The organism is Pseudomonas resinovorans NBRC 106553 (genome assembly GCF_000412695.1).
Lineage (GTDB): Bacteria > Pseudomonadota > Gammaproteobacteria > Pseudomonadales > Pseudomonadaceae > Metapseudomonas > Metapseudomonas resinovorans_A.
Window position 1 is genome coordinate 3,452,277 of record NC_021499.1, and the last position, 19,583, is coordinate 3,471,859.

General features: G+C 67.0%; 19 protein-coding genes. 7 read left to right on the forward strand and 12 right to left on the reverse strand.

The genetic code is table 11. The features are described from left to right. Nucleotides 1-88: 88 nt before the first annotated feature. The 7 genes from PCA10_RS15510 to PCA10_RS30645 all read right to left on the reverse strand — a co-directional run bounded on the left by PCA10_RS15510 (nucleotide 89) and on the right by PCA10_RS30645 (nucleotide 7,291). Nucleotides 89-1,678 (reverse strand): methyl-accepting chemotaxis protein, encoded by a 1,590-nt coding sequence (locus PCA10_RS15510; protein ID WP_016493011.1) that lies wholly within the window; start codon nucleotides 1,676-1,678, stop codon nucleotides 89-91. 165 nt (nucleotides 1,679-1,843) lie between these two features. Further along, on the reverse strand, nucleotides 1,844-3,628 hold the full coding sequence (locus PCA10_RS15515) for a methanol/ethanol family PQQ-dependent dehydrogenase (protein ID WP_016493012.1): 1,785 nt from the start codon (nucleotides 3,626-3,628) through the stop codon (nucleotides 1,844-1,846). A gap of 233 nt (nucleotides 3,629-3,861) precedes the next feature. Then, a complete protein-coding gene (locus PCA10_RS30370) occupies nucleotides 3,862-4,797 on the reverse strand; it encodes a quinoprotein relay system zinc metallohydrolase 1 (RefSeq protein ID WP_016493013.1) in 936 nt (311 codons plus the stop codon). A 9-nt stretch (nucleotides 4,798-4,806) separates the two neighbouring features. Further along, a complete protein-coding gene (locus PCA10_RS30375; protein ID WP_016493014.1) occupies nucleotides 4,807-5,556 on the reverse strand; it encodes a quinoprotein dehydrogenase-associated SoxYZ-like carrier in 750 nt (249 codons plus the stop codon). A gap of 12 nt (nucleotides 5,557-5,568) precedes the next feature. Next, a complete protein-coding gene (locus PCA10_RS15530; RefSeq protein WP_016493015.1) occupies nucleotides 5,569-6,447 on the reverse strand; it encodes a substrate-binding periplasmic protein in 879 nt (292 codons plus the stop codon). Between the two features lie 5 nt (nucleotides 6,448-6,452). After that, on the reverse strand, nucleotides 6,453-6,890 hold the full coding sequence (gene pedF, locus PCA10_RS15535; protein ID WP_016493016.1) for a cytochrome c-550 PedF: 438 nt from the start codon (nucleotides 6,888-6,890) through the stop codon (nucleotides 6,453-6,455). A gap of 257 nt (nucleotides 6,891-7,147) precedes the next feature. Next, nucleotides 7,148-7,291 (reverse strand): hypothetical protein, encoded by a 144-nt coding sequence (locus PCA10_RS30645; RefSeq protein WP_158491048.1) that lies wholly within the window; start codon nucleotides 7,289-7,291, stop codon nucleotides 7,148-7,150. A gap of 304 nt (nucleotides 7,292-7,595) precedes the next feature. Between PCA10_RS30645 and exaA the strand changes: the two genes are divergently transcribed. Together exaA and PCA10_RS15545 are read left to right on the forward strand one after the other, a co-directional pair. After that, entirely contained in the window at nucleotides 7,596-9,464 is a 1,869-nt protein-coding gene (gene exaA, locus PCA10_RS15540; protein ID WP_016493017.1) for a quinoprotein ethanol dehydrogenase, read from the forward strand. Between the two features lie 61 nt (nucleotides 9,465-9,525). Next, nucleotides 9,526-10,173, forward strand: a complete 648-nt coding sequence (locus PCA10_RS15545) for a pentapeptide repeat-containing protein (protein ID WP_016493018.1) — start codon at nucleotides 9,526-9,528, stop codon at nucleotides 10,171-10,173. Between the two features lie 144 nt (nucleotides 10,174-10,317). On the opposite strand, the gene PCA10_RS15550 is transcribed toward PCA10_RS15545, so the two are convergent. Continuing rightward, nucleotides 10,318-11,091, reverse strand: coding sequence for an arylamine N-acetyltransferase family protein (locus tag PCA10_RS15550; protein ID WP_016493019.1), 774 nt, complete (start codon nucleotides 11,089-11,091; stop codon nucleotides 10,318-10,320). Then, complete coding sequence (locus PCA10_RS15555; protein WP_016493020.1) at nucleotides 11,091-12,155, reverse strand: LLM class flavin-dependent oxidoreductase; 1,065 nt, start codon at nucleotides 12,153-12,155, stop codon at nucleotides 11,091-11,093. Before PCA10_RS15555 ends, PCA10_RS15550 begins: the two co-directional genes overlap by 1 nt. A gap of 681 nt (nucleotides 12,156-12,836) precedes the next feature. Between PCA10_RS15555 and PCA10_RS15560 the strand changes: the two genes are divergently transcribed. Then, nucleotides 12,837-13,310 carry a BRO-N domain-containing protein gene (locus tag PCA10_RS15560; protein WP_016493021.1) on the forward strand — a complete coding sequence of 158 codons (474 nt, stop codon included), beginning with the start codon at nucleotides 12,837-12,839 and terminating at the stop codon, nucleotides 13,308-13,310. A 144-nt stretch (nucleotides 13,311-13,454) separates the two neighbouring features. Here the strand turns inward: PCA10_RS15560 and PCA10_RS15565 are convergent, their stop codons facing one another. From PCA10_RS15565 to PCA10_RS31170, 3 genes are read right to left on the reverse strand one after another with little or no spacing between them, the layout of a single operon-like run. Further along, entirely contained in the window at nucleotides 13,455-14,087 is a 633-nt protein-coding gene (locus tag PCA10_RS15565; protein WP_016493022.1) for a response regulator transcription factor, read from the reverse strand. After that, on the reverse strand, nucleotides 14,084-15,346 hold the full coding sequence (locus tag PCA10_RS15570) for a HAMP domain-containing sensor histidine kinase (RefSeq protein ID WP_016493023.1): 1,263 nt from the start codon (nucleotides 15,344-15,346) through the stop codon (nucleotides 14,084-14,086). Before PCA10_RS15570 ends, PCA10_RS15565 begins: the two co-directional genes overlap by 4 nt. Nucleotides 15,347-15,354: 8 nt before the next feature. After that, on the reverse strand, nucleotides 15,355-15,477 hold the full coding sequence (locus PCA10_RS31170; RefSeq protein ID WP_269451112.1) for a hypothetical protein: 123 nt from the start codon (nucleotides 15,475-15,477) through the stop codon (nucleotides 15,355-15,357). Between the two features lie 154 nt (nucleotides 15,478-15,631). Between PCA10_RS31170 and PCA10_RS15575 the strand changes: the two genes are divergently transcribed. The 4 genes from PCA10_RS15575 (at nucleotide 15,632) to PCA10_RS15590 (ending at nucleotide 19,480) form a co-directional block, all read left to right on the forward strand. Next, complete coding sequence (locus PCA10_RS15575) at nucleotides 15,632-16,822, forward strand: ABC transporter substrate-binding protein (RefSeq protein ID WP_016493024.1); 1,191 nt, start codon at nucleotides 15,632-15,634, stop codon at nucleotides 16,820-16,822. Nucleotides 16,823-16,864: 42 nt separating this feature from the next. Further along, on the forward strand, nucleotides 16,865-17,827 hold the full coding sequence (locus tag PCA10_RS15580; protein ID WP_016493025.1) for a YVTN family beta-propeller repeat protein: 963 nt from the start codon (nucleotides 16,865-16,867) through the stop codon (nucleotides 17,825-17,827). Then, nucleotides 17,824-18,531 carry an ABC transporter ATP-binding protein gene (locus PCA10_RS15585; protein WP_016493026.1) on the forward strand — a complete coding sequence of 236 codons (708 nt, stop codon included), beginning with the start codon at nucleotides 17,824-17,826 and terminating at the stop codon, nucleotides 18,529-18,531. Before PCA10_RS15580 ends, PCA10_RS15585 begins: the two co-directional genes overlap by 4 nt. 157 nt (nucleotides 18,532-18,688) lie before the next feature. Continuing rightward, a complete protein-coding gene (locus PCA10_RS15590) occupies nucleotides 18,689-19,480 on the forward strand; it encodes an ABC transporter permease (RefSeq protein ID WP_016493027.1) in 792 nt (263 codons plus the stop codon). Nucleotides 19,481-19,583: the final 103 nt, after the last annotated feature.

The following is a 19,583-nucleotide window of genomic DNA, read 5'->3' on the forward strand; positions in this document are numbered from 1 at the left end:
CGGTACCGGCCCGGTTGGGCAGGCTGTGGACCGATCTTAGTCAGCCGCCACCCGCCCCCGGTATGCGCCCATGGGCGCGACGCCTTCGTTATTTAGTAGTAGTTGGCCGGGCCCGTTGCAGAGCCTTGCGCGGCTTGGCCGAAGCGCTGGCGGCGGCCTGCTCGGGCCGGTAGCCCAGGCGCAGGCCGCCCCAGTGGCGGCCCTGCACGACGATGGGCACCGACAGGTCATGCATCAGCTCGCCGGTGTCGCGGGTATAGGTCTGCAGCAACAACGGCTGCTGGTGGCTGCCGCAGCGGACGCCGGTGCGGTCGTTGAACATGCGCTTGCTGCGGCTGCGCGCCGTGTCGTGCTCGCGATCGCCCGTGGGCGCCTGGCTGAAGGCCAGGTTGTGGGTCGGCACAAAGCCCTCCTGGGTGCAGGCGATGGCGAACACCAGGCCCTCGTGTTCCTTGAGCAGGGGCTCCTGGATCTCCGGCAGGACCTGGTCGGTGTAGCGGTCGAAGCGCGAGCCGTACTTCTGCGGGTAGGTGCCGGGCACCACCTGGAAGCGCCGGTCGAAGAGGTCCTCCAGGCCGATGCGGCCGGCGCCCACGTCCGCCTCGAAGCGCTCGGCGATGGCCGCCGCGCCACGCCGGGCCAGGTCGTAGACGCGCTGGTGGTAGTCATCCAGCCCTACTTCGGCCAGGCGTTCGCTGATGGTTTCGGCCTGGCCCTCCAGCTGGCTGGCGGCTTCGGCCAGGCGCCGGGTTTGCGCGTCGCTCTCGCCGAGGTCGCCGCGCATCTGCCCCACCGCCTCGAACAGATCGGTCAACTGGTCGCGGTTGGTGCGGGCGCCCTGGGCGATCTCGTCCACCTGCCCTTCCACCGCCGCCGCCAGCCCGGCGATCTTTTCCAGCTGGCGACCGGTGAGTTCCACCTGGCCGACGCCGGCTTCCAGGTCCTCCGACAGCTGGCGGATCTGCTCCACCACCAGGGCGGTCTGGCGCTGGATATCGGCCACCATCTGCCCCACCTCGCCGGTGGCGCTGGCGGTGCGTCCGGCCAGGCCGCGCACTTCGTCCGCCACCACGGCGAAGCCACGGCCGTGCTCGCCGGCCCGCGCCGCCTCGATGGCGGCGTTCAACGCCAGCAGGTTGGTCTGGCTGGCGATGGACTGGATCACCTGGGCCACCTGCTGGATTTCCTCGCCGCGCTGGCTGAGCCCGGCGATCAGCTCGCGACTGGCGCCGGCGCGCTGGCTGAGCTGGTACATGAGGTCGATGGCCTGGCGCAGCACCTCGCGGCCCTCGTCGCTGCTCTGCCGGGCATCCGCGGCGGCGGCCAGGGCCTGCTGGCTGAGGTTGGAGGTGGCGGCTTCGGTTTCGATCATCACCTCGGCGCCGCCGACGATGCGCTCGGCGGATTGCAGCTGGGACTTCAGGCGTTCGGCCAGACGGTCCACCGACCAGGCCACCCCGGCGGCGGACAGTGCGTTGTGGCTGGTGCTGCGGGACAGGTCGCGGGTCAGCCGCGCGAGGTCGGCGCCCTCCTCCCGCCTTTGCGCCGGCTGCGGCCGCGCCCGCAGCAGCCAGGGCAAGGGCAGCAGCGCCAGGATGGCCAGCCAGGGCGGCAGGCCGGCGAAGGTGGCGGCGGCCGCGAGAAGGATCAGAAGGCTGTGGATCAGGCAGTGACGCATCGCTCGTCCCTTTTGTTGTCATTGTTTGGGGCTATTAAGCGGCGAATCGCCAGCAGTGGACATGGTTCCTTGGTCGTAGATCGAAGGATGCGGTCGGCACAGGTAGGGTGCGCCGTGCGCACCGCGCAGAAACGACAAGGCCCGCCGGAGCGGGCCTTGCGGGTATCAACGCTTGGCCAGCGCCTCGGCCTTGGGCAGCTTGAAGGTCCAGAGCATGCCGCCCTGGTTCAGGTCCTGAATGCGCTTGGCCACCTCGCCGCCCCACAGCGGCACCGCGCCGCCCCAGCCGGAGAGCACCGAGACGTACTGTTCGCCGTCCATTTCCCAGGTGATGGGCGAGCCGATCACGCCGGAGCCGGTGTTGAACTCATAGAGCTTCTTGCCGGTCTTGGCGTCGAAGGCCATCAGGTAGCCCTCGGGGTTGCCGGTGAACACCAGGTTGCCCTTGGTGGCCAGCACACCGCCCCAGAGCGGTGCGTAGTTCTTGTAGCGCCAGACTTCCTTGCCGCTCTTCGGGTCGATGGCGCGCAGCACGCCGATGTAGTCCTCGTTCAGCGGCTTGATGGTGAAGCCTGCGCCGAGGTACGCCGCGCCCTTCTTGTAGGCGATGTTCTCGTTCCACATGTCCATGCCCCACTCGTTGGAGGGCACGTAGAACAGGCCGGTGTCCTGGCTGTAGGCCATGGGCATCCAGTTCTTGCCGCCGAGGAAGGACGGCGCCACGAACACCGAGCTGCCGTGCTTGCCGTCGGCACCCGGGACACCGGGGCGCTTGGCGTCGTCATAGATCGGCCGGCCGTCCTTGTCCAGGCCCTTGGCCCAGGTCACGGTGTCGACGAAGGGGAAGCCCCGGATGAACTTGCCGTTGGTGCGGTCCAGTACGTAGAAGAAGCCGTTGCGGTCGGCGGTGGCGGCGGCTTTCACGGTCTTGCCGCCATCCTTGTAGTCGAAGGACACCAGTTCGTTCACGCCGTCGAAGTCCCAGCCGTCGTGGGGCGTGGTCTGGAAGTGCCATTTGATCGAGCCGTCCTCCGGGTTCAGCGCCAGACGCGAGGAGGAGTAGAGGTTGTCGCCGGGGCGCAGGTGGGAGTTCCACGGCGAGGGGTTGCCGGTGCCGATCAGCAGGGTGTCGGTGTCGGCGTCGTAGTAGCCGCCCAGCCAGGGCGCCGCGCCGCCGGTCTTCCACAGGTCGCCTGGCCAGGTCTTGCCGGCTTCGCCGCCGGAGATGCCGCTCTCCACCTTCTTGCCGTCCTTGAAGACGTAGCCCATGTGGCCTTCCACGGTGGGACGGGACCAGAGCAGCTCGCCGTTTTTCGGGTTGTAGGCCTCGACCTTGCCCACCACGCCGAACTCGCCGCCGGCCACGCCGGTGATCAGCTTGCCCTTGACCACCAGGGGCGCGGCGGAGATCGAGTAGCCGGCCTTGTAGTCGGCCACGGTCTTGCGCCACACCACCTTGCCGGTGTCCTTGTTCAGGGCCACCAGCTTGGCGTCCAGGGTGCCGAAGATCACCAGGTCGTCGTACAGGGCCACACCCCGGTTGATCACGTCGCAGCAGGGCATGATGCCGTCGGGCAGGCGCGCGTCGTACTGCCAGAGTTTCTTGCCGGTGCGCGCGTCCACGGCGAACACCCGCGAATAGGAACCGGTGACGTACATCACGCCGTCCTTCACCAGCGGCTGGGCCTGCTGGCCGCGCTGCTTCTCACCACCGAAGGACAGCGCCCACACCGGGCGCAGCTGCTGCACGTTGTCGCTGTTGAGCGCCTCGAGGGTGCTGTAGCGCTGGCCCTTGAGGCCCAGGCCATTGGTCACCACCTGGTCGGTGGTGGTGGCGTCGTCGAGGATGTCCTGATCGGTGACACCGGCCAGGGCCAGGCTGCTGGACAGCATGACGGCGACGCACAGCAGCGTCCGGGCGAAAGGCTGGTGGGGTGTGGCGAGCTTCATTGCGGCTACCTCTGCGGGCTTGTTGTTGTGATCCGGGAAATTTTCCCGGTCTGCCGCAAATTCTTGGTTCGCGGGTGTCGCCCAACAATTGGACGCAGTGCGGATTTTCCTCCTCCGTTGGTAGCAATACCGGCGCCCTTGGCGGGCAGTGGGTGGTGCAGTAATGCGGTGGTGCGCGCGGCGCACTCTACGGGTCCCTGCGGTAGGGTGCGCCGCGCGCACCGATCGGGGCGTCACTGCGCCGGCACATCCACCCTTGGCATCCGCGCCAGTTCGTACTTCGGATAGAGGTGGCTGACGCTGCGGATCAGCTCGTAGCGGCTGAGGTTGACCTTGGCGAAACGCTCGGGGATGGGAGCGCGGATCACCTCGTTCATCTCTTCGCCCTTGGCCGCCGCATCCCTCAGCAGGCCATCGAGCCAGCCCAGGTAGTCGCGCATCTGCGCGAACGGCGCGTGGTCCTGGCTGACGGGGCCGTGGCCGGGCACCAGGGTCTTCCAGGGGAGTTGTTCCAGGGTGTCGATGTCCGCCTGCCAGGCATCCAGGCCGGGGCTGTTAGGGGTGGTCAGGGCGCGCTGGTAGAACACCAGGTCGCCGGCGAAGAGCACGCCGGTAGTCTCGTCCAGCACCGCCAGGTCGGCCCCGGTGTGGCCGGTCAGGCCCAGCAGACGCAGGCGGTGGCCGCCGATCTCGCGCACACCGGGCTCCACCGTCTGGTTCGGCAACACCACCTCGGTGCCGCGCATCCAGTCACCGACCAGGCGGTACATGTTCTCCGCCATGGCGTTGCCCTGCTCTTCCAGCAGCGTGCCGGTGCCGGCCAGGGCGGCGATGGGCACGTCGGCGAAGGCCTGGTTGCCCAGCACATGGTCGGGATGGTGGTGGGTGAGGAGCACGAGAACGATGGGTTGCTCCGTGACCTTGGCGATGGCCCGGCGCATGGCCTCGCCATAGGCCTTCGAGGGCCCGCTGTCGATCACCACCACCCCCGCCTCGGTGACGATGAAGCCGGTGTTGACGATATTGCCGCCGTTGTCCTTGGCGAAGTTGTCGGTGCTGCCTTCCAGCAGCCAGGTGCCGTCGGCGATCTGCCGGGGCGCCAGGGCGTAGTCCTGGGTGGCGGCGGCGTTGAATGCGAGCAAAGCCAGCATCAGGGCGATCAGGCGCATGGTGCCTCCTCAGAAGCTGGCTTCGAACTCGTTGCCGTTGTTGTCCCGCAGCCACAGTCGTGCGTCATCGCTACCGCGCACCTGCAGGCTGATGGTGGGGTTCTCGCTCACCGCCGGGAACAGCTCCAGGGTGGCCAGGGGCTTGCCGCTGGCATCGCGCAGCTCGGCCTGGTTGAGGAAGAACTCGGGGATGCCGCCCACCAGGCCGTTGTCCATGGGGTGGTCGATGCGCAGGCGCAGGCGGTTGCCGTCACCCAGGGGGAAGCGGCCGCCATGGACCTGGCCCAGGCGGTCCTCCCAGCCGGCCTGGGCGCGCACCACGCTGGGGGCGGTGCAGCCGCCGCCGGCGGCGTCCACCCGGGTGGAGCCGATGTGCCAGAGGCCGTCGCGGGTGAGCACGGCGGCGCGGATGGGCGTGGCCTGCTCGACGCGGATGCGGATGGCCAGCAGCGGCTCCACTCGCTCGCCGGGCTCGAAGATGAAGATGCGCGGAATGGGATTGAGCTCGGCCCAGGCCATGATCTTCACCACCTGCCCGGTGAAGGCGCGGGCGTCCACCTGGATCGGCACCTGGCGCGCGTCCTCGGCGAACGGCGGCGCCTCCAGCACCACCCTGGGGTCGAAGACGTAGGGCTCACTCCCCAAGAGGCGCTGGTGGAAGTAGTCCCACATCACCGACTCCACCGGGTCGGCCCCGGCGCCCCAGAGCGGCGCGCTGGCGCCCACCAGGCCCAACAGCAGCAACGAACGCCTGTGCATCCCGCACCTCCGTCATTGGACTTCCTGATAGAACCCCGGCAGCTCGTAGCGCAGGCCGTAGGCGGCGTAGAGCTTCTCCAGGCGGCCGTCGCGGATCATGCCGTCCACGCCCTCTTCCACCGCATTGGCCAGCTGGCGGTTGCTTTCGTGCACCGCCATGCCGATATCCCAGTCGGGCTGGCCGAGGTTGGGGTAGGTGTTGTCGGCATCGCGGATCTGCGGGTCGTGGGCCTGGTGCTCCAGCCAGTCCAGCTCGCCGCGCAGGGCCATCACCGCGTCCACCTCGCCCTTGCGCATACCCTCGAAGGCCGCCGCAGGGCCCGGGTAGTGATGGGTGTTGCGTGCCAGGCGCCCGGCGAACACCGAGGTGAGGTAGAAGGACGGCACGCTTTCCAGCTCCACCCCGATGGGGTGGAACTGGAACACGCCGATGCTCGGCACCTCCGGCAGCCGCCGGCTGTCGTAGGCCACCTGCCAGCGCTCGCGCTGGTAGGGGCCGAACATCACCACCTGCTCGTTGGCCAGTTCGCCCACGTCGTTGCGCTTCTGCGCGTAGTCGCGATCGTAGGGCACCCGCAGCATGAGGTCGGCGAGCTGGCCGGGGCGCATGTAGTGGCCCTTCCAGATGAAGTTGCGCAGGTCGTCGTCGAGCTTCTCGCCCGGGGTGACCCAGAGCAGCTCGAGCTTGAGGCCAAGGTCCTCGGCCAGGGCGCGGGCGAGGTCCACATCCACACCGCGCGCCTGTTCGCCTTCCTTGAAGCTGTAGGGGGCGAAATTCTCGTACACCGCCACCCGCAGCACGCCGGAGTCGACGATGTCGTCATAGGGCCGCACCTGTGCCTGCGCCAACGGCAGGCACAGCAGCCAGCAGAGCAGGAGCAGCGCGCGCATGGCGGTCACTCGTCCACGTGCACGCTGTCCAGGTAGGTGCGGATGGCCCAGAGGGCTTCCTGACTGAGGAAGTCGGCCATCTTCGGCATGTACACCGCGCCGTCGCGCACCGCGCCATTGATCACTCGCTCCTTGAACCACTCATCGCCGCTGGCGTCGGTCTCCAGGTAGCGCAGGTCGGGAGCGATGCCGCCGGACTTGGCTTCCAGGCCGTGGCAGCGGGCGCAGTTCTGGTTATAGGCCGAGGAGCCGATCTCCACCGCCAGGTCGTGCTTGGCGTACGGCGCGCGGTAGGGGTTCTCGTCGCGCCATTCCTTGCCGAGCGGCTCCAGGCCTTCGGTGTTCACGGCCTGGGGCACCACGTCGCCATGGGCCAGGACGGTTGCACTCAGGGTCAGGCCGGCCAGGAAGGTGAGGCCGCGCAGTGCGCTGTTCTTGTTCATCAGGTACATCCTCGTTGAGCTGCTGGGCAAGGCGCGCTCTGCCAGGGAGCGCTGTGGGGAAATGGTAAGAAGCCCCCGGCCACACCCCCATCCTGCTTTGGTGGCCTGGCCCTACTCCCTTGGTAGTAATGCGGGTGGAGATGGTCGAAAGCCGCTGCTCACCCGCCGCCGGCATGCAGGCGCAAGCGTGCCGGCGAACGGTAGGTAACCGTTCGCCGGCACATCGGTGATCTGGGGAATGCGTCTGGAAGGAATGCTCAGCCGGCCCGCTGCGGGAAAGCGCCCTGGGCGTGCGGGTGGCTCGTATGCGCGGCCGCTTCGCCGGCTGCCCTGGCCACTTCGAATTCGAGCAGGCAGCAGATGAGTGCCAGTGGCAGGAGCAGGTGTTTGATGATGGCCATTGCGGAGTCCTCTGACAGGTTTCCCTTGCATGTCAGGCTACTGCCGGGCGTCGCGCCTGGCTCTAGTACCTTGGTATCTGCGGCCTAATACCTTGTGCTGATGCACGCCCATACCCCCATGGTCGTACTGCCTCGGCAGGTGTCACCAGGGGCTTTGGCAGCAGTGCCAAGTCATGGCCCCACTGGGAAGTTTTCCCGGCCTTGGCGGGAGCTTTTCCGTATCACGCCGCACGTGCCAATCCCACCATTCGACAGGCCGGGCCAGCCGATGGCCCCGTACTCATCGACTATGGGAATCGCAACCATGACAACAAGATCGCTACCCTCTCCTGCCAACCCGCTGTCCACCGCCATCCGCTGCCTGCTACTGCTCGGGGGCCTGGCCGCCGCCGGCGGCGCCTTCGCCACCAACGTCACCTGGGACGACATCGCCAACGACCACGAGACCACCGGCGACGTACTGCAATACGGCCTGGGCACCAACGCCCAGCGCTGGAGCCCGCTGGCCCAGGTGAACGCCGACAACGTGCTCAAGCTGGCCCCGGCCTGGTCCTACTCCTTTGGCGATGAGAAGCAGCGCGGCCAGGAATCCCAGGCCATCGTCAGCGACGGCGTGATCTACGTCACCGCTTCCTATTCCCGCGTGTTCGCCCTGGACGCCAAGACCGGCCACCGCCTGTGGACCTACAACCACCGCCTGCCCGACGACATCCGCCCCTGCTGCGACGTGGTCAACCGTGGCGCCGCCATCTACGGCGACAAGATCTTCTTCGGCACCCTGGACGCCCGCGTGGTGGCCCTGGACAAGAAGACCGGCAAGGTGGTCTGGAACAAGAAATTCGGCGACCACGGCGCCGGCTACACCATGACCGGCGCGCCCACCATCGTGAAGGACCAGAAGAGCGGCAAGGTGCTGTTGATCCACGGCAGCTCCGGCGACGAGTTCGGCGTGGTCGGCCAGCTCTACGCCCGCGATCCGGACACCGGAGAGGAGGTGTGGATGCGGCCCTTCGTCGAGGGCCACATGGGCCGCCTGAACGGCAAGGACAGCACCCCCACCGGCGACATCAAGGCGCCCTCCTGGCCCGACGACAAGAATCACCCCACCGGCAAGAAGGAAGCCTGGAGCCAGGGCGGCGGCGCCCCGTGGCAGAGCGCGAGCTTCGACCCGAAGACCAACACCATCATCGTCGGCGCCGGCAACCCTGCCCCGTGGAACGGTTGGGCGCGCACCGCCGACGGCGGCGAGCCGAAGGACTACGACAGCCTCTACACCTCCGGCCAGGTGGGCGTCGACCCCAGCACCGGCGAAGTGAAGTGGTTCTACCAGCACACCCCCAACGACGCCTGGGACTTCTCCGGCAACAACGAACTGGTGCTGTTCGACTACAAGGGCAAGGACGGCAAGACCGTGGCCGCCACCGCCCACGCCGACCGCAACGGCTTCTTCTATGTGGTGGACCGCAACAACGGCAAGCTGCAGAACGCCTTCCCCTTCGTCGACAACATCACCTGGGCCAGCCACATCGACCTGAAGACCGGCCGCCCGGTGGAGAACCCCGGCCAGCGTCCGCCGCTGCCCGAGCCCGGCCAGAAGCACGGCAAGTCGGTGGAAGTCTCGCCGCCCTTCCTCGGCGGCAAGAACTGGAACCCCATGGCCTACAGCCAGGACACCGGGCTGTTCTACGTGCCGGCCAACCACTGGAAGGAGGACTACTGGACCGAAGAGGTGGCCTACAAGAAGGGCTCGGCCTACCTCGGCCAGGGCTTCCGCATCAAGCGCATGTATGACGACCACGTGGGCGTGCTGCGGGCCATGAACCCCACCACCGGCAAGATCGTCTGGGAGCACAAGGAGCGCCTGCCGCTCTGGGCCGGCGTACTGGCCACCAAGGGCAACCTGGTGTTCACCGGCACCGGCGACGGCTTCTTCAAGGCCTTCGACGCCAAGAGCGGCAAGGAGCTGTGGAAGTTCCAGACCGGCAGCGGCATCGTCTCCCCGCCCATCACCTGGGAGCAGGACGGCGAGCAGTACATCGGCGTGACCGTGGGCTACGGCGGCGCGGTGCCCCTGTGGGGCGGCGACATGGCCGAGCTGACCAAGCCGGTGGCCCAGGGCGGCTCCTTCTGGGTGTTCAAACTGCCCAGCTGGGACAAGACCGCCCAGCGTTGAGTGAACGACCGGGGCGCCCTGCGCCCCGGTCTCCTTTCAAGCCTGCCCTGTGGAATCCGCCATGAACAACCTGCACCTCTACCTGCCGCTGGCGCTGCTGCTGGCCGGCAGCCTGGCCCTGGCCGACGACGGCGACCGGGTCATCAACGGCTGCCGCATCGCACCCGAATCCCGCTGCCCCGGCGCCGACCTGCGCGGCGCGGACCTCGCCAACCAGGACATGAGCAAGATGGACCTCGCCGGCGCCAACCTGGCCGGTGCCGACCTGCGCCACGCCAACCTCGACCTGGCCAACCTGGAAAAGGCCAATCTCGCTGGCGCCAACCTCACCCGCGCCAGCCTGCAACAGGCCAACCTGCGGGTAGCCGACCTCGAAGGCGCACGCCTGGTGGCCGTACAAGGCTGGGGCCTGTTCGCCCAGGGCGCGCAGTTCCGTGGCGCCGACCTGTCGGGGGCGTACCTGGAGTTCTCGCGGCTTTCAGGGGCCAAGATGCACAACGCGAAGCTGGAAGCCGCCGACCTGGAAATGGCCTGGCTGAGCAAGGCCGACCTGAAGGATGCCGACCTCAAGGACGCCAACCTGCAGGAAGCCAAGATCGGCGAAGCCAACCTGCAGAACGCCGACCTCTCAGGCGCCCGCAAGCACTACGCCACCTTCCAGGCCACCTATATGGACGGCTGCAAGGGCTGCCCGAGTGGGTGGGATTGAGCGCACCGGCTCGTGGTGCGCGCAGACCGTAGGATGGGTCGGGCGGCGTTCCGCTGAGCGCAGCGATACCCATGCCGTTCGCAGGAACCGATGGGTATCGCTACGCTCAACCACATCCTACAACCCGGCCCTGACCCGAATTGCTCAACGGCCCGGGCGGGCCATCTCCCGCGTCATGGCGTCGAACTCCTCCCGGGTGATCGCCCGCTTGGTCTTGCCCTTGCCATCGACGACGGTGCAGCTCGTGGCCGTCAGCACCTGGCTGCCCTCGGCGGTGAAGAGGGCGATGAGCGGGTTCTTGTTGAAGGGCGATGCCTCTTCGAAGGTCATGATCCGCCGACTGCGCTCCAGCGCATCCATGGACGCCTCCCGGTAATCGATGGCGAAGCGGTAGCCGAGGGTCCACTCCGCCTCACCGCGCTTCTTGAAGTTCAGGTAGTTGAACTTGTCATCGCGGGTCACCAGGTACTGGGTTTCGTCGAACCCCACCACGCTGCCATCCAGGGGCACCAGGGTGCGCGGGCTTCTCAGGCCGAAACCGATATCGGCCAGGTAGCGCTCACCGTTGAGCTCGACGATGTTCAGCACGTGGGTATCGGTGAAGGTGAACCAGTCCTTCGCCTCGTCATCGAAGATGGTGCCGGTGACCAACGTGGTGGCCACGCCGTTCTCGCGCAGGACCCGATTCAGCAGGTAGTTGAGCTCGTAGCAGAGCCCGCCCTGCCCCTTGATCAGGATCTTCTCGACGATGTACCGCGGCGTCAGCGGCGTGTCGCGGGCGTCGAAGATGCTGAGGTTGTCGAAGGCCATGGTTACCAGGCTTCGATCGATGACCTGGGCGAGCCCCTCCGGGGTCCAGACCACGGCGTTGTCCAGCTGGATACGACGCTGGAAGGCGTTGCTGAGGGCCTTGGCCATTAGCTCGACTCCTTGGTAACGAATGCACGGATTTCCGGGGCGATGACCTTGGCCAGCACATCGATGTTGTTGCTCACCAGCTCGGCCGGCAGCGCGCCGGTGTCCACGTGGGCGAGGAACTGCTGCTGACGGTAGAGCCGGTATTGGTACTTGAGCTTGTCGATGATGGTTTGCGCCGAGCCGATCATCATGGCGTTGCTGACGTCCAGGGACTCGCGCAGGAACTCGATGGGCACGGAGTTGGCGCGCAGCTCTTTCATCATGCCGTTGAAGTACGGATAAAACTCCTGCACCGCCTGCTCGTCCGTGTTCGCCGTGTGGAACCAGCTGGTGGTGACGATGGGCATATCGAGGGCCGCGTGCCCGGCGGCTTCGGCGGTCTTCCGGTAGGCATCGATGGGTTGCTTGAAGCTGCGGGAGTCCCCCGCCAGGGTGGTCAGCACCATGGGCAGGCCACGCTTGGCGGCGGCGATGGCGCTGCTGCTATGGCCGCCCACGGCGTGCCAGATCGGGAGTTTTCCATTGGCTGGGCGCGGATAGAAATGGGCGTTGCGCAAGGGTGCGCGGAACTTGCCTTGCCAGTTCAGCGACTCGCCGGCCTCGCAGGCGCGGTTGATGGCCGTGAGCAGGTCGAGCTTCTCGTCGAACAGCGCCTCGTAGTCCTCCGGCGAATAACCCAGCAGGCCGAAACCGCCAATGCGCGAACCGCGCCCGGCAACGATCTGCGCGCGGCCGTTGGAGATCAGGTCCAGGGTTGCGAAGTCCTCGAATACCCGCACCGGGTCCAGGGTGCTGACCACCGTGACCGAGCTCTTCAGCGTGATGCGCCGGGTGGCCTGGGCGATGGCTCCGAGAATCACGGTGTGGGCGGCGCTGACGAAACCACGTTCATGGCTCTCCCCCAGCGCATAACTATCCAGGCCGCCGGCTTCGGCCTGTACCGCCATATCGATCAATTGGCGGATGCGTGCTTGTTCGGTGACTTTGGTATTGGTCAGCGGGTCCGTTAGATGGGCGCCGATGGATGAAATACCGACTTTGAAAGAGGGTGTTGTGCTGCTCACTGTTCAACCTTCAGTTAATTCAATTCCTGATTCCAGGCAGGTAGATAGTCGGAGTACTCCGAAAACCGCCTATAAGGAAAATTCGGCACGAATCTTAGCGGCTGACTCCCTTCAGGGGCGCCCACTTATCTGATTGAAATGGAATGAAGAATTACCCTTCTTGCCTGTACGAAATGCCTGACAGGAACTACAGAAAATAATGACAAACCTACCCTTTGATAACTTCCAATCCAGCAGTCTACGCCAGCTGCTTAATCAGAATTTTCTGAAAATAATTAAAACTTTCGACAACAAGAAAGCCTGATCACTTCGCCATCTCGATAGTGGTCAATCCGAACTTTCTTACTTATCAACCGACTTGCCTTCCTACATTTCCCGCCGATAGCTTCTCGCTCCGTTGCCGCTTCGGTGGCAACCGGGCTTAGAACCCCCGTCAAATTCGATAAACGCACACGCCATAAGCGAGACCGGTGTACTGCCCGTCAGTTCGTCGCATCTCGGCTGTCTATGGCGGACCGTGCGGGGTGGGCTTTTGCCCACCGGGTTTTTGCGTTTATTGACCGGGGTTCTAACCCTGCACGGTCCGCCACCCTTCCCTCGGTGGCGGCTACTCGGTTCCAACAAGGAGTTCGAACATGAGAGCCCACGCCCTGCCGTCCCACCTCCCTTCGGAGGTGCGCCATGACTGACTACCGCATCCCCACCCGCTTCCAGCGCTTTCGCCTGCCCCTGCGCGCCCTGCTCATCGACGACCGCCCCTGGTTCGTCAGCCGCGACCTGGCCAGGCTCGCCAGCATTCGCACCGATACCGACTTCACCCGCAAGCTGGACGATGACCAGCTGCGCGACGAGCTGATCCGCCTGGAAGACGGCGGCTTCAGCCTGGAGCGGCTGGTGAACGAGAGCGGCCTGCACCAGTTGCTGCTGGTGCACTACTTCCACCCGGAACACCGCAGCCTGCGCCGCTGGATCAGCGACGAGGTGGTGCCGGCCCTCGGCCGCCAATCCAGCCCAGCCCAGCAACCGCGCCGCCGGCTTTTGAGCTGGCAGGGCCAGCCGCTGAACCTGATGGAGTGGCAGGGTTCGTTGTGGATTCGCTTTGAAGACATGCCGCGCCTGCGCGGCGAGGTGCCGGAGCGCAAGGCGCTGTCGTGACGGCGCCGGGTGTGGTTGATCCCGCGTAGGGTGGAAATCGCTGTTCATTTCCACCATTCGGCGCTCGCCGGGAGCTTGCGCTGGTGGATCGGTGAGGCGTGATCCACGTTTTCACGGCTCCGCACCGATCGGGGTGAGGGGACGCTACACCGCCGCCACCCGCAGCACGCCGGTGTCGATGGCCAGGTGCACCAGCTCGGCCTGGGACTCCACCTGCAGCTTGCTTTTGAGCAAGGTCAGGTAGTTGGACACGGTCTTGCTACTGATGCACAGCCGCTCGGCGATTTCCCGGGGTGGCAGGCCACGGGCGAGCATGACGAAGATCTCGAATTCCCGCTGGGTGATGCCGCGCAGGCGCGGGTCGTCCCGTTGCTGGCAGGCCAGTTGGGTGGCCAGGGGCTGTTCGATGTAGGGGTGGCCGGCAAGTATGCGCCGCACCGCTTCCAGCAGCACTTCCGGCGGCGAGCTCTTGGTGATGTAGCCGGCGGCGCCGGCGTCCAGGGCCTGGCGCACCAGCGGCAGTTCGTCGTGCATGCTGAAGAACAGCACCCGCAGCTGCGGCAGACGCTGGCGCAGCCGGCGGGTGACCTCCAGGCCGCTGATGCCGGGCAGGCCTACATCGACTATCACCAGGTTGGGAATCTCCTCCTGCACCTTGTGCAGGGCCTCCTCGCCGCTGCCCGCCTCGCTCACCCGCACCTCGGGCAACAGCGCACAGAGCAGCGCCGCGTAGCCCTGGCGCACCACGGCATGGTCGTCCACCAACAGGATTCTCATGCTCGGTCTCCTTCCAGGGGCACATTGAGCTGCACGACCAGGCCCGCGCCAGGACGGGTCAGCAGGCGCAGCTCGCCGCCCAGGCAGCGCGCCCGCTCGCGCATCGAGCGCAGACCGATGCCGCCAGTGCCCAGGTGTTCGGCGCCACGGCCGTTATCGCGCACCACCAGGCGCAGGCGATGCCGGCCGGCCCGCAGGCGAATGCGCACCTCGCCGGCACCGGCGTGGCGGGCCACGTTGGTCAGGGCCTCCTGCAGCAGACGGTAGAGATGGGCCTTGGCCTCCCCGGAAAGCGCCGGCAACGCTTCGTCCAGCTGCATGCGACAGGCGATGCCGTGGGCCTGCTGCCACTGCTGGCCGAGCAGGCGGATGGCATCGGTCAGTTCCAGGCGCTCCAGTACCACCGGATAAAGGTCGCGCACCAGGGTGCGGAAGCCCTCCTGCAGGTGCTGGCAATTGCTCTCCAGGGCCTGGGCGGTGCGCTGCACCAGGGGCAACTGGCCACTCATGCTGCGCAGCAGGAACAGCTGCGCGCGGATGCCCGCCAGGTATTGGCCCAGGTCGTCGTGCAGGGCCTGGGCCAGTTGCCGGCGCTCGCGCTCCTGCAACGCCAGCAGGGCCTGGGTGAGTTCGGCGTTCTCCGCCTTGACCCGTTCCAGGGAGGCGGCCATGCGGTTGAAGTGCCCGGCCAGCCGCTGGGACTCGGCCGAGGAATGCGGCGGCAGGCGCGCTTGCAGGTCGCCATGGGACACCTGCTGCAGGGCGGCCAGCAGTTCGTCGAGCACCCGCAGGCCGCGCCGCACCGCCCAGTGGATCACCAGCAGGCTGAGGCCCAGGGCCATTGCGAAGAGCAGCAGCAGTTGCTGCAGGGAGTCGCGGATTTCGTCCACTTCGTCGCGGGGGTCGACGCTGATCCGCACCCGGCTGCCATCCGCCAGCAGCAGCGTCTCGCCCTCGGTGTCCCCTGCCGGATACAGCCAGTGGCCCAGGGCCCGCTGCAGCGGGCCGGGTTCAGGCTCCGAGGTCGGCTGGTCGAGACGGTGCACCCGCACATGGCGCAGGTTGCCGCTGAGGTGCCCCTGCAGCGCCGCCGGGTCGCGCAGGGCGGCGCCACGCAGGTAGTCGGCCACCGCCTCGGCGGCGGCCAGTTCGCGGCGCACGTCCTGGCCGGCCTGACGCAGCATCAGGGCCAGGCAGGCAGCGCCCACCAGCAGGAAGAACAGGGTCACGAGGAGGTTGATCCGCCAGAGTGCGGACATGGCCGGTTTCATTGCCCCGAGGCGGACTGACCGCCCGCCTGCCAGTGGCCGGGAGCCGGCCGCGCGCCGTCGAAGCCCAGCAGGCTGAGGATGAGCAGTACAGGCAGCAACAGATGCTTGAGGATGCGCATGGCGATGACTCCCTCAGATTATTGTGTTGCCATGCTAGGGCCGAACGACGCCCGGCCTTCTACTACCTTGGTACTGCCCCAACCGGTACTTTCTGCATATTTTCCGCGGCTCCCCCCCTTCCTATGCTGGCTCCACGTTCCAAGGAGCCACCCCATGCGTCATTACCTGCTCCACGGCCTGGCCTACCTGCTGGCCCTCACCAGCGCCGCCCTGATCGCCATCGAAGTCCACGCCGATGAAGGCCTGGAGGTGCGCATCGGCTACCTGGCCTGGGAGCCGGAGCGCGGCCCGCTGCTGTCCAATGTCATCCCAGAGCCCCTTGATGCCGGCCTGCGCGGCGCCGAGCTGGCGATCATCGACAGCAACAGCACCGGGCGCTTCCTCAAGCAGCGCTACAACCTGGACGCCGCGCCCAGCGCCACCCCGGAGGCGCTGTTGGCCCGCGCCCGCGCCCTGCATGACCAGGGCCTGCGCCTGTTCGTGGTCAACGCCCCGGCCGAGCAACTGCTGCAACTGGCCGACGCCCTGCCCGACAGCCTGCTGTTCAACGCCGGCAGCGCCAGCGACGAGCTGCGCGGCGCCCAATGCCGCGCCAACCTGCTGCACAGCCTGCCCAACCGCGCCATGCTGGCCGACGCCCTGGCCCAGTTTCTCGCCGTGCGCCGCTGGCAGCGCTGGCTGCTGGTGACCGGCAGCACCGCCGACGACCAGGCCTACGCCGCCGCACTGCGCCGCGCCGCCGCACGCTTCGGTGGCAAGATAGTCGGCGAGAAGCCCTGGACCTTCGACAACGACCAGCGCCGCAGCGCCCAGGCCGACATACCGCTGTTCACCCAGGCCAGCGAGTACGACGTGGTGCTGGTGGCGGACGAGCGCGGCGACTTCGGCGAATACCTGCCCTACAACACTTGGTACCCGCGCCCGGTGGCCGGCACCCAGGGCCTGACGCCCACCGGCTGGCACAAGACGGTGGAGACCTACGGCGCCGCCCAGTTGCAGAAGCGCTTCGAGGAACTGGCCGGGCGCTGGATGAACGACCGCGACTTCGCCGCCTGGATCGCCGTGCGCAGCATCGCCAGCGCCGTCACCCGCCTGAAAACGGCCGACGCCCAGGCCATTCGCAAACTGGCGTTGTCAGCCGACCTGCCGCTGGACGGCTTCAAGGGCCGCAAGCTGAGCTACCGCGACTGGGACGGCCAGTTGCGCCAACCCATTCCCCTGGTCCACCCCCGCGCCCTGGTGAGCACCTCGCCCCAGGAAGGCTTCCTGCACCCCACCAGCGAACTCGACAGCCTCGGCTTCGACCGCCCGGAAACCGCCTGCAAGGCCTTCGCCGGCTCCTGACAACCGAGCCTCCCCCCAACAACTACAAGAAGGAATTTCGCCATGTCCCCCGCCCTCACCCTCGGCTCCGCCCTGCTGCTGTTCGCCGGCCAGGCCCTGGCCGCCACCGCCTATGTGTCCAACGAAAAGGACAACAGTATCAGCGTGATCGACCTCGACACCCTGGAGGTCACCGGCAGCCTGGAGGTGGGCAAGCGCCCGCGCGGCCTGCTGCTGTCCAGCGACAACAAGCTGCTGTACATCTGCGCCAGCGACTCGGACACGGTGCAGGTGATGGACCTGGCCACCCGCAAGATCATCAAGGAGCTGCCCTCCGGCGCCGACCCCGAGCAGTTCGCCCTGCACCCCAACGACCGCTGGCTGTACATCTCCAACGAGGACGATGCGCTGGTGACGGTGGTGGACACCCAGAGCGACCAGGTGCTGGCGCAGATAGACGTGGGGGTTGAACCCGAGGGGATGGCGGTGAGCCCGGACGGCAAGTGGGCGATCAACACCAGCGAAACCACCAACATGCTGCACTGGATCGACACCTCCACCCAGCAGCTGGTGGACAACACCCTGGTGGACCAGCGCCCGCGCCACGTGGAGTTCAGCCACGACGGCAAGCAGCTCTGGGCCTCGGCGGAAATCGGCGGCACGGTCACGGTGGTGGATGTGCCCAGCCGCCAGGTGCAGAAGGTGCTGAAGTTCCAGATCAAGGGTGTGCACCCGGACAAGGTGCAGCCGGTGGGGGTCAAGCTGACCCGCGACGGCAAGTACGCCTTCGTCGCCCTGGGCCCGGCCAACCATGTGGCGGTGGTGGATGCGAAAACCTACGAGGTGCTGGACTACCTGCTGGTGGGCCGGCGCGTCTGGCACCTGGCGTTCACTCCCGATGAGAAGCGCCTGCTGGCCACCAACGGCATCAGCGGCGACGTGTCGGTGATAGACGTGGACGACCTCAAGGTCACCAAGTCGATCAAGGTCGGCCGCTACCCCTGGGGTGTGGCGGTGACCCCGTGAACGCCCTGGAACTGACCGACGTGGGCTTCACCTACGGCCCTCGTCCGGCCCTGGATGGGGTCGGCTTCGCCCTGGCGCCGGGCAGCTTCAACGCCCTGCTCGGGCCCAATGGCGCCGGCAAGTCCACCCTGATCGCCCTGCTCACCCGGCTCTACGACCTGCAACGGGGTGAGATCGCCGTATTCGGCCATTCCCTGCGGCGCGAACCGCGCAAGGCCCTGGCCCAGCTGGGGGTAGTGTTCCAGCAGAGCACCCTGGACCTCGACCTGTCGGTGGAACAGAACCTGCGCTACCACGCGGCGCTGCACGGCCTGCCCGGCAAGCTGGCGACACTGCGCATCGAGCGTGAGCTGGAACGCCAGCAACTGACCCCGCGCCGCCGCGACAAGGTGCGCCTGCTCAACGGCGGCCACCGTCGCCGGGTGGAAATCGCCCGCGCCCTGCTCCACGAACCGCGCCTGCTGCTGCTCGACGAAGCCAGCGCCGGCCTCGACCCGGCCAGCCGCAACGGCCTCAATCGCCACGTGCGCCAGCTTTGCCGCGAACAGGGCGTGACGGTGCTCTGGACCACCCACCTGCTGGACGAGCTGCAACCCACCGACCACCTGCTGGTGCTGCAGAATGGCCGCCTGGCGGCCGATGGCGCGGCCGCCAGCCTGGGCGAAGGCGGCGTGGCGGCGGCCTTCGAGCGGTTGACGGCGTGAACCAGTACCAGCAGAACCAAACCTGTAGGAGCGAATTCATTCGCGAAAGGACGGCGCAGCCGTCCCCATGGACATCCAATGGCGGTCCTTCGGCCCGCATCGCGATTGAAATCGCTCCTACAGAACGTCACACCCGGCCCTTGCGGAGACCCCGAACATGACCGCCTACTGGCACTGCCTGCGCGGCATCCTGCTGCGCGAATGGCTGCGCTTCGTGCTGCAGCGCACCCGTTTCCTCAGCGCCCTGGTGCGCCCGCTGCTGTGGCTGCTGGTGTTCGCCGCCGGTTTTCGCGCGGCCCTGGGGATTTCCATCATCGAGCCCTACGACACCTACATCCCCTACGAGACCTACATCGTCCCCGGCCTGGCCTGCATGATCCTGCTGTTCAACGGCATGCAGGGCTCGCTGTCGATGGTCTACGACCGCGAGATGGGCAGCATGCGCCTCTTGCTCACCAGCCCCCTGCCCCGACCCTTCCTGCTGGCGGCCAAGCTGCTGGCCACGGCGCTGGTGTCGTTGCTGCAGGTCTACGCCTTCCTCGCCATCGCCTGGCTCTACGGCGTGCAGCCGCCGGCCTTCGGCCTGGTGGCGGCCTTCCCCGCCCTGCTGCTGGCGGCCCTGCTGCTGAGTGCCCTGGGGCTGCTGTTGTCCAATGGCATCCGCCAGTTGGAGAACTTCGCCGGGGTGATGAATTTCGTGATCTTCCCGCTGTTCTTCCTTTCCTCGGCGCTCTACCCGTTGTGGAAGATGCAGGAGGCCAGCCAGTGGCTCTATTGGCTCTGTGCGCTGAACCCCTTCACTCATGCGGTGGAGATGGTGCGCTTCGCCCTCTACGGACGCTTCAACGCCCTGGCGGTGGGCGTGTGCCTGGGGCTTACCGCGCTCTTCGCCCTGGCCGCGGTGCTGAGCTTCAACCCCCAGCACGCGGCCCTGCGCAAGGCCGGTTGAGTGCTCCCGGTGTTATCCGCCGGGGGCGAATTACTACTTTGGTAGCGGTTTACCCCTCTCAACGTCGAATTCCAAAAGCAGCGGCGCTGGCCTGTAATGGCCC

Bases quoted from the DNA above. Each gene is read 5' to 3' on its own strand.
- PCA10_RS15510 (WP_016493011.1), bottom strand. From the start codon at position 1,678: ATGCGTCACTGCCTGATCCACAGCCTTCTGATCCTTCTCGCGGCCGCC.
- PCA10_RS15515 (WP_016493012.1), bottom strand. From the start codon at position 3,628: ATGAAGCTCGCCACACCCCACCAGCCTTTCGCCCGGACGCTGCTGTGC.
- PCA10_RS30370 (WP_016493013.1), bottom strand. From the start codon at position 4,797: ATGCGCCTGATCGCCCTGATGCTGGCTTTGCTCGCATTCAACGCCGCC.
- PCA10_RS30375 (WP_016493014.1), bottom strand. From the start codon at position 5,556: ATGCACAGGCGTTCGTTGCTGCTGTTGGGCCTGGTGGGCGCCAGCGCG.
- PCA10_RS15530 (WP_016493015.1), bottom strand. From the start codon at position 6,447: ATGCGCGCGCTGCTCCTGCTCTGCTGGCTGCTGTGCCTGCCGTTGGCG.
- pedF (WP_016493016.1), bottom strand. From the start codon at position 6,890: ATGAACAAGAACAGCGCACTGCGCGGCCTCACCTTCCTGGCCGGCCTG.
- PCA10_RS30645 (WP_158491048.1), bottom strand. From the start codon at position 7,291: ATGGCCATCATCAAACACCTGCTCCTGCCACTGGCACTCATCTGCTGC.
- exaA (WP_016493017.1), top strand. From the start codon at position 7,596: ATGACAACAAGATCGCTACCCTCTCCTGCCAACCCGCTGTCCACCGCC.
- PCA10_RS15545 (WP_016493018.1), top strand. From the start codon at position 9,526: ATGAACAACCTGCACCTCTACCTGCCGCTGGCGCTGCTGCTGGCCGGC.
- PCA10_RS15550 (WP_016493019.1), bottom strand. From the start codon at position 11,091: ATGGCCAAGGCCCTCAGCAACGCCTTCCAGCGTCGTATCCAGCTGGAC.
- PCA10_RS15560 (WP_016493021.1), top strand. From the start codon at position 12,837: ATGACTGACTACCGCATCCCCACCCGCTTCCAGCGCTTTCGCCTGCCC.
- PCA10_RS15565 (WP_016493022.1), bottom strand. From the start codon at position 14,087: ATGAGAATCCTGTTGGTGGACGACCATGCCGTGGTGCGCCAGGGCTAC.
- PCA10_RS15570 (WP_016493023.1), bottom strand. From the start codon at position 15,346: ATGTCCGCACTCTGGCGGATCAACCTCCTCGTGACCCTGTTCTTCCTG.
- PCA10_RS31170 (WP_269451112.1), bottom strand. From the start codon at position 15,477: ATGCGCATCCTCAAGCATCTGTTGCTGCCTGTACTGCTCATCCTCAGC.
- PCA10_RS15575 (WP_016493024.1), top strand. From the start codon at position 15,632: ATGCGTCATTACCTGCTCCACGGCCTGGCCTACCTGCTGGCCCTCACC.
- PCA10_RS15580 (WP_016493025.1), top strand. From the start codon at position 16,865: ATGTCCCCCGCCCTCACCCTCGGCTCCGCCCTGCTGCTGTTCGCCGGC.
- PCA10_RS15590 (WP_016493027.1), top strand. From the start codon at position 18,689: ATGACCGCCTACTGGCACTGCCTGCGCGGCATCCTGCTGCGCGAATGG.